This window comes from Marinomonas sp. NPDC078689, from assembly GCF_044542435.1.
In the GTDB taxonomy this organism is placed as follows: Bacteria; Pseudomonadota; Gammaproteobacteria; order Pseudomonadales; family Marinomonadaceae; genus Marinomonas; species Marinomonas arenicola.
Genome location: NZ_JBITUJ010000016.1, coordinates 20678 through 29640, shown reverse-complemented (window position 1 = coordinate 29640; position 8963 = coordinate 20678). Strand labels below are relative to the sequence as shown.

The window sequence follows — 8963 nt, the reverse complement described above, 5'->3', positions numbered from 1 at the left end:
AAGTGTTTAGGATTCAAGCAGCCAGCCGTTATCTTTAAACTGATGTGTTTGGCTGCTTGAAGTGAAAAGTGTCGCACTTCGTACTTGAATTCGGGCTTAATTAATGGCATGCAGCTAGGCTTTTTATTTAGATAATATCAAGGCAGAGTTGTTATATTTAATGCTATGAATACGCACACCCACTTTTAGATTAAAGGAATAACGAGTGAAAACATTTCATACAAGCGACTCATTAGTAACAATAGAGAACTTAATTGAACAATTTCAACCTGAGTTTTCTTCTGTAAGTTCTGAAGAAATAAGAACTTTTCTAGAAAGCCTCCAAAGTGTCGTTGCTAATAATAATACTCTTACGCTTAAAACAATTAATGATCTTTTACCATTACATTTCTTTGTTTCTGATTATCAACGTGGTTATAAATGGCAGACTCAGCAAGTAGAAGAACTCTTAAATGATATCTACGAATTTGAACCTGTAGGCAAAGGATTTTATTGCTTACAGCCAATTGTTGTTAAACATCATTGCGCTAAAAATGTTGGAGATAAAGGCCAATGGGAGCTCATTGATGGCCAGCAACGGATGACAACAATTTTTATGATTTTGTCTTATCTTGAGTGTTCACATTATTCAATTGATTACCAGACAAGAGCTAGTAGTAGCGAGTTTTTGTTAAAGTGCTTGCCCTCTACTTTGATAAGTAATAATTGGGACGATTTTCTAAAGTCGAAAAAATTAAATAACGCCAAATTAGATAATGTAGATAACTATCATTTCTATTCCTCTTATAAAACGATTCACTCTTGGTTTACAGATGAAAAGCGGTTTTCTGATAGTGACGCTCGAAAAAAATGGCTTGAGAAACTGTTATATAATACTAAGGTAATTTGGTATGCCGCACGAGGTAATGAACAGTCAGTAGATAGGCGACAGTCTATCGATATTTTTATGCGCATTAATAGTGGAAAGATCCCATTAACAAATGCTGAATTGATCAAAGCTTTACTATTGAGTGGTATTGCTGATCCACAACAAAAAGAGTTATCAGATTTAAAGCAGTCAGAGATGTCTCAGCAATGGGATGCAATTGAGCAAGGTTTACAGAATAATGAATTTTGGGCTTTTCTAAGTCCTCCAGAGTATGCAAATAACCAAACAACTCGTATAGAACTACTTTTTGATTTAATAAGCGAAAAGCCTACAAAATTAAATGTTCAGAGCGTTGATGAATATTTTGCTTTTAACTATTACTACCAAAAACTCAAACTGTCTGAAAATAAAAAACATCATAAAGTCGAAGCACTCTGGCACGAAGTTAAGCAAAGTTACTATCGCCTAAGGGAGTGGTTTGAGAACGATGAACTTTATCACCTTGTTGGATTTTTGATCAGTCGAAATATATCAAATATTCAAAAATTATGGGTTTTAGCTGAACATAAACAAAAAAGTGAATTCATTATTAGCTTAAAGCAGTTGATTTCAAGCCAACTTAGAAAATATTTCAAATCTGACAATAATGTAGGTTTAGACTTTAACCAAGTTCAGTATGAAACGAAAAACCGTAGAAAAATCATATCGATATTAATTTTGCTAAATATTCATGTGCATCGAGCCAATAAAACACGTCTTTCGTTCAAAACATACCGAGAAATATCATGGGATATTGAACATATTCATGCTCAACAATCTAAAAAGCTAAATGAAAAATTAGAAGCGGATATATGGCATTCTGAGCAGTCAGCTTTACTTAATGGAAATCATATCCCAAAAGTTATCAGCGATACTCTTAAAAAATTGCTTGCACTTTGGTATGAGGCTAACAAAGAAGAGCACCCCAATATCGAAAAATTGCAAAAAGACTATATTGAAGAACTAGTAAAGGTAATTGGCGATATTGAAAATGACGAAATACATGCTTTGGATAACCTATGCTTACTCTCTGGCGCTGTAAACCGTGGAATCGGAAATGAAGTTTTTCCAGCAAAAAGAAAAATGATCATTAGCTATGAGAAAGAGCATCATTTTATTCCAATTGCAACAAAGAATGTTTTCTCGAAAGTATACAGCGACAATGTTTCTCAAATGTATAAATGGTCAAAAGAAGATAGAGAAGGATATAGAAAGGAAATTATTGACTGTTGTAACTTTTACATATCAAAAGGAGAGTTGGTATGAGCATAAAGCAGACGTTTTGGAATCTTTTAGATATATATAATATCGAGATACCTATTATCCAGAGAGATTATGCCCAAGGTCGAAATGACGCCAAATCTACACAAATTAGAAAAAACTTCATTAAAAGTTTACATCAGATGGTCGTGGATCCAAATCGCTCTCAGGATTTAGACTTTATATACGGGTCAGTAAAAGGTGATAAGTTAGTTCTGCTTGATGGCCAACAGCGCCTAACAACACTATTCTTATTACATTGGTACGTGGCTATTGGTAGTGGAACTATCGCCGAATGTTGTGGAAAGTTATCTAAGTTCGATTATCAAACTAGAATTAGTTCACGAGAATTTTTATCTTCGTTACTACACCATAGTAATGATTTAGTACTTCCAAAAAATGGCGATAAGCTTTCAGCCTCACTTATGGATGCTCATTGGTTCTTTTCTGTCTGGCGCTATGATCCAACTGTTCAGTCAATGTTAACAATGCTAGACGAAATACATCAAGTATTTAAAGGTAGTTTAGATGAAAGTGAAAACTTATGGGCTAATCTGGTTAGCCAAGACAAACCTCCAATCACCTTTCATTTCTTAAATATTTTAGATTTCGATCTTACTGATGAACTGTATATTAAAATGAATGCCAGAGGTCGTCCTCTAAGTGAGTTCGAAAACTTTAAGGCTTGGTTGCAACAATACTCAGATAAGCAAGCACTGTCTGATGAAGTGCCAAAAAACTTTTGGTATTTTTTAGATAAAGAATGGACTGATATTTTTTGGAGTTTAAGAGATAAAGGGGTTTATGAAGTCGATGAAATGTTTCTGCGTACCTTCAAGAGTATTGCTCTTTCAAGTGTAATAGATAGTTTTGATGTAAAAGTAAAAAAACTAAGGGAGGATAGTAATTCACTTGTAGATAGTTTACGCAGGAACCTCTATATACCAACTGCTTTTTATGAAAAATACGAATGTTTTACTAATCAAGCACTTTCTGAAGTTAGCAGATTTTTTAGCTTCATTCACGAAATGCAAACTCATAAACTTGAGCAAGTGGACTCTTTTTCAAGCCCTATCATTGAATCTAAATGTGAAGATCTTTTGAAAGGTATCCTTAAGGAAAATGGTTATTTAGAACAAGTTAGATTTTTTGCACTATTCTTCTATATCACTAAAGCAGATCAATCAAAAAAAATAGATCTTGAGGACTTGCAAGACTGGCTTGGTGTAACCTCTCGATTAATAAATAACACCTCTTTTGATTCTTCCATCGATTATGTAAGAGCCATTCGTTCTCTCAAAAGTATGAAGCACCTAATCGGTGACTGTGTAGTGCGTTTGGCTAAATTTGTTAGTACTGACATTAGCTACTTCAATAAAGAGCAAAGCGAAGAGGAAATTCTTAAAGCAAAGTTGGTAGTAAGCAACATTAGTTGGAAATCATTGTTACATGAATATGAAGAGCACGAATATTTTTATGGCCAAATTGGCTTTCTACTTGAAGGGGCTAATAAAGAAGGTAAGTACAGTAGGGAACAGTTTCGCTCTTATGCGAGTAAAGCTTCAGTGCTCTTTTCCAATGATTTAATTGAGACTAATGACTTTATTTTGCAAAGATCCTTGCTCTCAGTAGGCGATTACCTTATTGAAAGTGGTAGTAACTATAGCTTTTGTAAGAAATTACAGTCTAATGCTCGTGATCGAAATGAAAATTGGCGTAAAGTTTTTAATGATAAAGACCGAAGAAGAATACTGTTTGAATTGCTTGATTTACTAGAAGAAGGTAATGAAAAAGAGGGGTTAACAAAATTAGTATCTTTGGCAAATTGTTCGGACTGGCGACAACATTTTATCCGCTACCCTGAGGCGATTAAATATTGTAGAGAACGGCAAGTTAGATTTGACTATTATGATGGGAATGATGAAATCTATCTGCTATACGGTATCCGCATGTCAGGTCGTCATAGAGGCTTGAGAACATTTTCTTTATATCAAGAGCTAGATAAATCTACTGATTCAGTATTAGATAATCTTAAGGTAAAGATGGGCGACTACTACGAAGTAAGTGGTAGTGAAGAGCTGCCAGGTATTGTTTTTGAGTCATGGCAAGGTGGAAATCTTCAAATAGAATACCGTGATGGGAAATTCCAGATAGAACTTTATGTAAATGACGCCGATAAAATTGACCTGCCTGATTGTGAAGAAGTCCGCTCGTTGAATCGAATCATTAATGAATTGAGATCAATGGAGCTTTCAGAATCATAACGTAGTTACTGGACTTCCCAGACTTTACTAGACACCTATTAACGTTAAAATCTAGTTAAATAAGAGGTGTATTATGAAGTCCAAACGTTACCCTGAAGAATTTAAAAGAGAAGCGGTTAAACAAGTGACAGAGCGTGGTTATTCTGTTGCTGAAGTGGCTCAACGGCTCGATACGACCACCCATAGTTTATACGCCTGGATCAAAAAGTATGGAGAGCCACAGCCTAAGCCTTCTGAAGACCTCGACTTAACCTCCGAGAACGCACGACTCAAGTCTGAACTGAGACGAATCACGGAGGAGCGTGACATTCTAAAAAAGGCCGCAAGGTACTTTGCCAACAACCCAGAGTAAAGTACGCCTTTGTTCGAGATCACCAAAAAGAACACTCTGTTCAATTGATGTGTCACGTCTTTAAAATTCATCGAAGCGGTTATTATGCTTGGTTGAAAAAGCCACTGTCTGATCGGTCTATTGAAGATCTGCGACTGTTAGAACGAATACGTGAATGCCACATCGCTAGCGGTGGAACCTATGGAAGCCCATGGATACATCGTGACCTTCGGGATGAGGGAGAATCCTGTAGCGTACATCGTGTTGCCAAGATCATGCGTAATAACAAGATTAAGGCCCAGATTGGCTATAAACGTCGCCATATCCAAGGCGGTAAAGTAGGCAAGATTGCTGACAACATATTGAAGCGTCAGTTTAATCCTGATGCCCCTAATAAAGCGTGGGTAAGTGATATCACCTACGTTAGGACCCATGAAGGTTTTTTGTACGTCGCGACTGTTATCGACTTATTTTCCCGACGTGTTGTTGGATGGTCAATGGATAAAATGATGGATCGTCATCTGGTCATTAATGCTCTACTAATGGCCATCTGGCAGCGTAAACCTAAAGGTGAAGTGCTGGTACACAGCGATCAGGGTAGCCAATATGCGAGCTCTGACTATCTCGCTTTTATGAAGGCTCATAACTTAGCGCCATCAATGAGTCGTCGAGGCAATTGCCATGATAATGCGGTGGCAGAAAGCTTTTTTACGACTTTCAAGAAGAGGGTGACAAAACGAAAGATCTACTCGACACGAGAAGAAGCGAAAGGTGAGATATTTAATTTTATTGAGATGTTCTACAATCCGATAAAACGGCATTCGCATACAGGCGGTGTGTCACCTGCTAAGTTCGAAGAAAAGTATTTTTTAGAAGTTCCTACTGTCTAGCAAACTCTGGGGAGTCCATTACAATCCATAGGAAGTTGCTCGATGGATTGTATTTTTGGATGTATAGTCGGTATATGATAAAAATTATCAAACTTTATTATTCTGAATTTTTCGAATAGAAAAGTAAAAATATCAAACATTAGATAGCTGCAATGACATTAGAGGGCGTTTTTTTATCAAACTTTATTATGGTTATACAATTAATCTCCTACTGGATTTAATTCGGTAGGAGATTTTTTATGCCAGATGAAAAAAGGCGTTAAATAAAAATACATTAGGAGTGAAAGTCGAAATAAGGTTCTTGTCTAATAGAGATAGCGATTATATCTGTCAATAAAACAATGTAAGTGTCCTATTGGGTATAAAATATATTAATAGTTGTGCGCTACTTATTTTAATTATGGTTAGCTAAGTCAAAGACAAAGTCTTTTAGCTTAATCGTCTTGATCCTTTTGATTCTAATTAATTGAAAACTGTGTAAAAATATCTGAAGTCTGCCCAAAATAGTGAAGTCAGGTCTTGTATATTACCTGTTTAAGCGTATCGATTGGAAAAGGTAGGCGGTTGCAAAATACAAGTTTTGATTTCATGTGAGCAGAGGATTTATGCCAGCCAAGGAATACTTATCTAACCTTTTTGTCCAAACGTTAGAGCAAGCAATGGATGCGGTGGTTGTTATCAACTCCCAAAATAATATTATTCTTTATAATAAAGCGGCGGAGAAGCTTTGGGGCTTTTCTCATGACGAAGTGATAGGCAAAAACGTCAAAATCCTGGTGCCAGATAATATTAAGCCAAACCATGACAAACTTGTGAATGCCAATAGAGAAACGGGCGTGAATAAAATTGTTGGCATGAGTCGAGATATTGAAATTGTTCGTAAAGATGGCTCAATAAAATGGGGGTCGTTTTCTCTTTCTAAAGTAGAAATGGATGGGAAAATTTTATATACCGCTTTTGTAAAAGACATAACAGACACCATGTTACAGCGCAAGCGGATAGAAATGCTGTCTCTGGTAACAGATAAAACCGATAACGCCATCTTTATTACAGACAACCAATGGCATATTACTTATATCAATAAAGGCTTCATTAATATTTTAGGTTACCAAGAAGAGGATGTTCTTGGTCGCTCTCCCATTTCTGTGATTGCCCCCGTTTCCTATGGCAATAAAGTGGCCGACATCAGAGCAAGTTTACTAAAAGGCGAAGCCGTCAAGCTAGAAGCGCCAGTGCTAGGCAAAGACGGCCGAGAATTATGGTGTTCCATAATGGCCAACCCTGTGTTTAGCGACGCCGGAGAGCTCACAAATATCGTCACCATCATGTCTGAGATTACAGCAACCAAACTTCACGAAGTGTTGCACGCGAACATTTTAGGTGCGATTGCCAAAGATAAGCCGCTTGAAGTGATTATGGAAGTGGCTTGTAAGGAAGTAATAAAAATAGACAAAACCATCATCCCTGCGATTCTAAAAGTAGATGAAGAGAAGCGGCTTCAGCTGTTGGCCGCGCCTACTTTGCCAGCGGATTACCGAAAAGTACTAAACGATATGCAAATTGGAGAAGGGGTCGCGTCCTCTGGAACGGCTGCCTATCGGCAACAGGCCGTATTGGCCTCAGATATTGCCACAGACCCACTCTGGGCAGATTATAAAGAGTACATTCTTCCATTAGGCATAAAAAGCTGCTGGTCTTCGCCAATCAAAAGTAAGGGTGGAGAAGCGACCGGCGTGATCGCGTTTTATCGTAAAGAGCATCAAGAACCGTCTGAAATCGACCACCTTTTAATAAGTGTGTTATCACCTTTATGCGGGCTTGCGATTGAGCGCGAGAAACAACGTCAAGACATACGTCATCTTGCGTATTACGACAGTTTGACCAAGTTGCCAAATCGTAGCCTACTTCATGCAGAAGCAGAACACGCGCTAAGAGCAGTAGAAGCTGCGCAGCAAACATTGGCCGTGTTGTTTTTGGATATGGACAGATTTAAGCAAATCAATGACTCAGTAGGTCACCCTGCTGGCGATTTATTTTTGCAAAAAGTCGCGGCTCGCATCAGCAAAAAATGCGCAGACAGAGACATCGCCGGTAGACTGTCTGGCGATGAGTTTGTGGTGATTACAAAATACAAAACTCAAGCTAAGCTCAATAACTTTATTGAAGAATTAAAGCAATGTATTGCAGAGCCTGTGCAGCTGCCGGGGCTGAAAGTATCGCCTTCCGTGAGCATCGGGGTGAGTACTTACCCAGATGACGGGCACGACATTGGTACCTTAATACATCGCGCGGACATGGCCATGTACCAAGCGAAAACATCAGGGAAAGGGCGCTTTGCCTTTTTTAGTCATGAACTGAATCAGCTTGCTCAAGAGCGCCAAGAACTAGAAATAGAGCTCCAAAAAGCGATAGAAAACGATGAGTTACAGCTGGCGTATCAACCTCAAGTGAATATGAAAGACGGCTCTCTTTATGGTGTGGAAGCGTTAGCAAGATGGCATCACCCCAAGTTTGGGTCCGTGTCTCCAGGGAAATTTATTCCCTTAGCAGAAGAATGTGGCTTGATTGGGGATCTCAGTAATTGGGCGCTACGATCGGCCTGTAAACAAATGGCTATTTGGCGCAACAAGGGCGTTGCGATTCCTTCTATCTCGGTCAATTTATCACCGATCAACTTCCATAATATGGATCTATGCAGTGTCATTATGTCGGAGTTAGATTCACACAATCTTAAGGCATCGGACATCACATTAGAGCTCACTGAAGGTGTCTTTTTAGACACCAATCCTAATACGATGAAGGTCTTGCATGATATCCACGACCAAGGCATAGATTTTTCCATCGATGATTTTGGCACCGGTTACTCAGGGTTAAGTTATTTAAGACGCATTCCAATAAAAGAGCTGAAATTAGACAAAAGCTTTGTCAATGAATTGGAGCAGAGCGAAACCGGCAGAGCCTTGAGTAAGGCGGTATTACAAATAGGCGAGAGTCTTAACCTAGACGTAGTGGCAGAAGGCATAGAGCGTCAAGGGCAATATAAAATCCTGAAAAATCAAGGCTACCATGTGGCGCAGGGATTCTTGTTCTCAAAGCCTTTAAATCCGGTGGAAATAGAAACTTGGATTCGAAACATCCCCATTAACGTGTAGCAAGGCCACCGCTTTGTCCGGCTCCTAATCTTAGCCGGGCGAAGCGTCAGCTGCTTTTGTACAGCACTATTTAAGTACTCAGGGAATTAAGTACTCAGGGAATTAAGTGCTCTGGGAAGTTAACTCACGTTGGACGCGCTTAAAACACCTTTTGTTGAC

General features: G+C 38.4%; 4 protein-coding genes. All 4 read left to right on the top strand.

Annotated features, from left to right (window positions below; genetic code table 11):
- The first annotated feature begins 205 nt into the window (after positions 1-205).
- The 4 genes from ACIGBN_RS17030 (at position 206) to ACIGBN_RS17015 (ending at position 8804) form a co-directional block, all read left to right on the top strand.
- Complete coding sequence (locus ACIGBN_RS17030; RefSeq protein ID WP_396666770.1) at positions 206-2173, top strand: DUF262 domain-containing protein; 1968 nt, start codon at positions 206-208, stop codon at positions 2171-2173.
- Positions 2170-4431 (top strand): DUF262 domain-containing protein, encoded by a 2262-nt coding sequence (locus tag ACIGBN_RS17025; protein WP_396666768.1) that lies wholly within the window; start codon positions 2170-2172, stop codon positions 4429-4431. Before ACIGBN_RS17030 ends, ACIGBN_RS17025 begins: the two co-directional genes overlap by 4 nt.
- Positions 4432-4504: 73 nt before the next feature.
- Positions 4505-5652, top strand: a protein-coding gene (locus tag ACIGBN_RS17020) for an IS3 family transposase (RefSeq protein ID WP_396666767.1) whose coding sequence is annotated in 2 segments (ribosomal slippage) — positions 4505-4742 and positions 4742-5652 — 1149 coding nt in all. Because the reading frame shifts where the segments join, the coding sequence is not laid out codon by codon here.
- Positions 5653-6257: 605 nt separating this feature from the next.
- Positions 6258-8804 (top strand): EAL domain-containing protein, encoded by a 2547-nt coding sequence (locus ACIGBN_RS17015; RefSeq protein ID WP_396666766.1) that lies wholly within the window; start codon positions 6258-6260, stop codon positions 8802-8804.
- Positions 8805-8963: the final 159 nt, after the last annotated feature.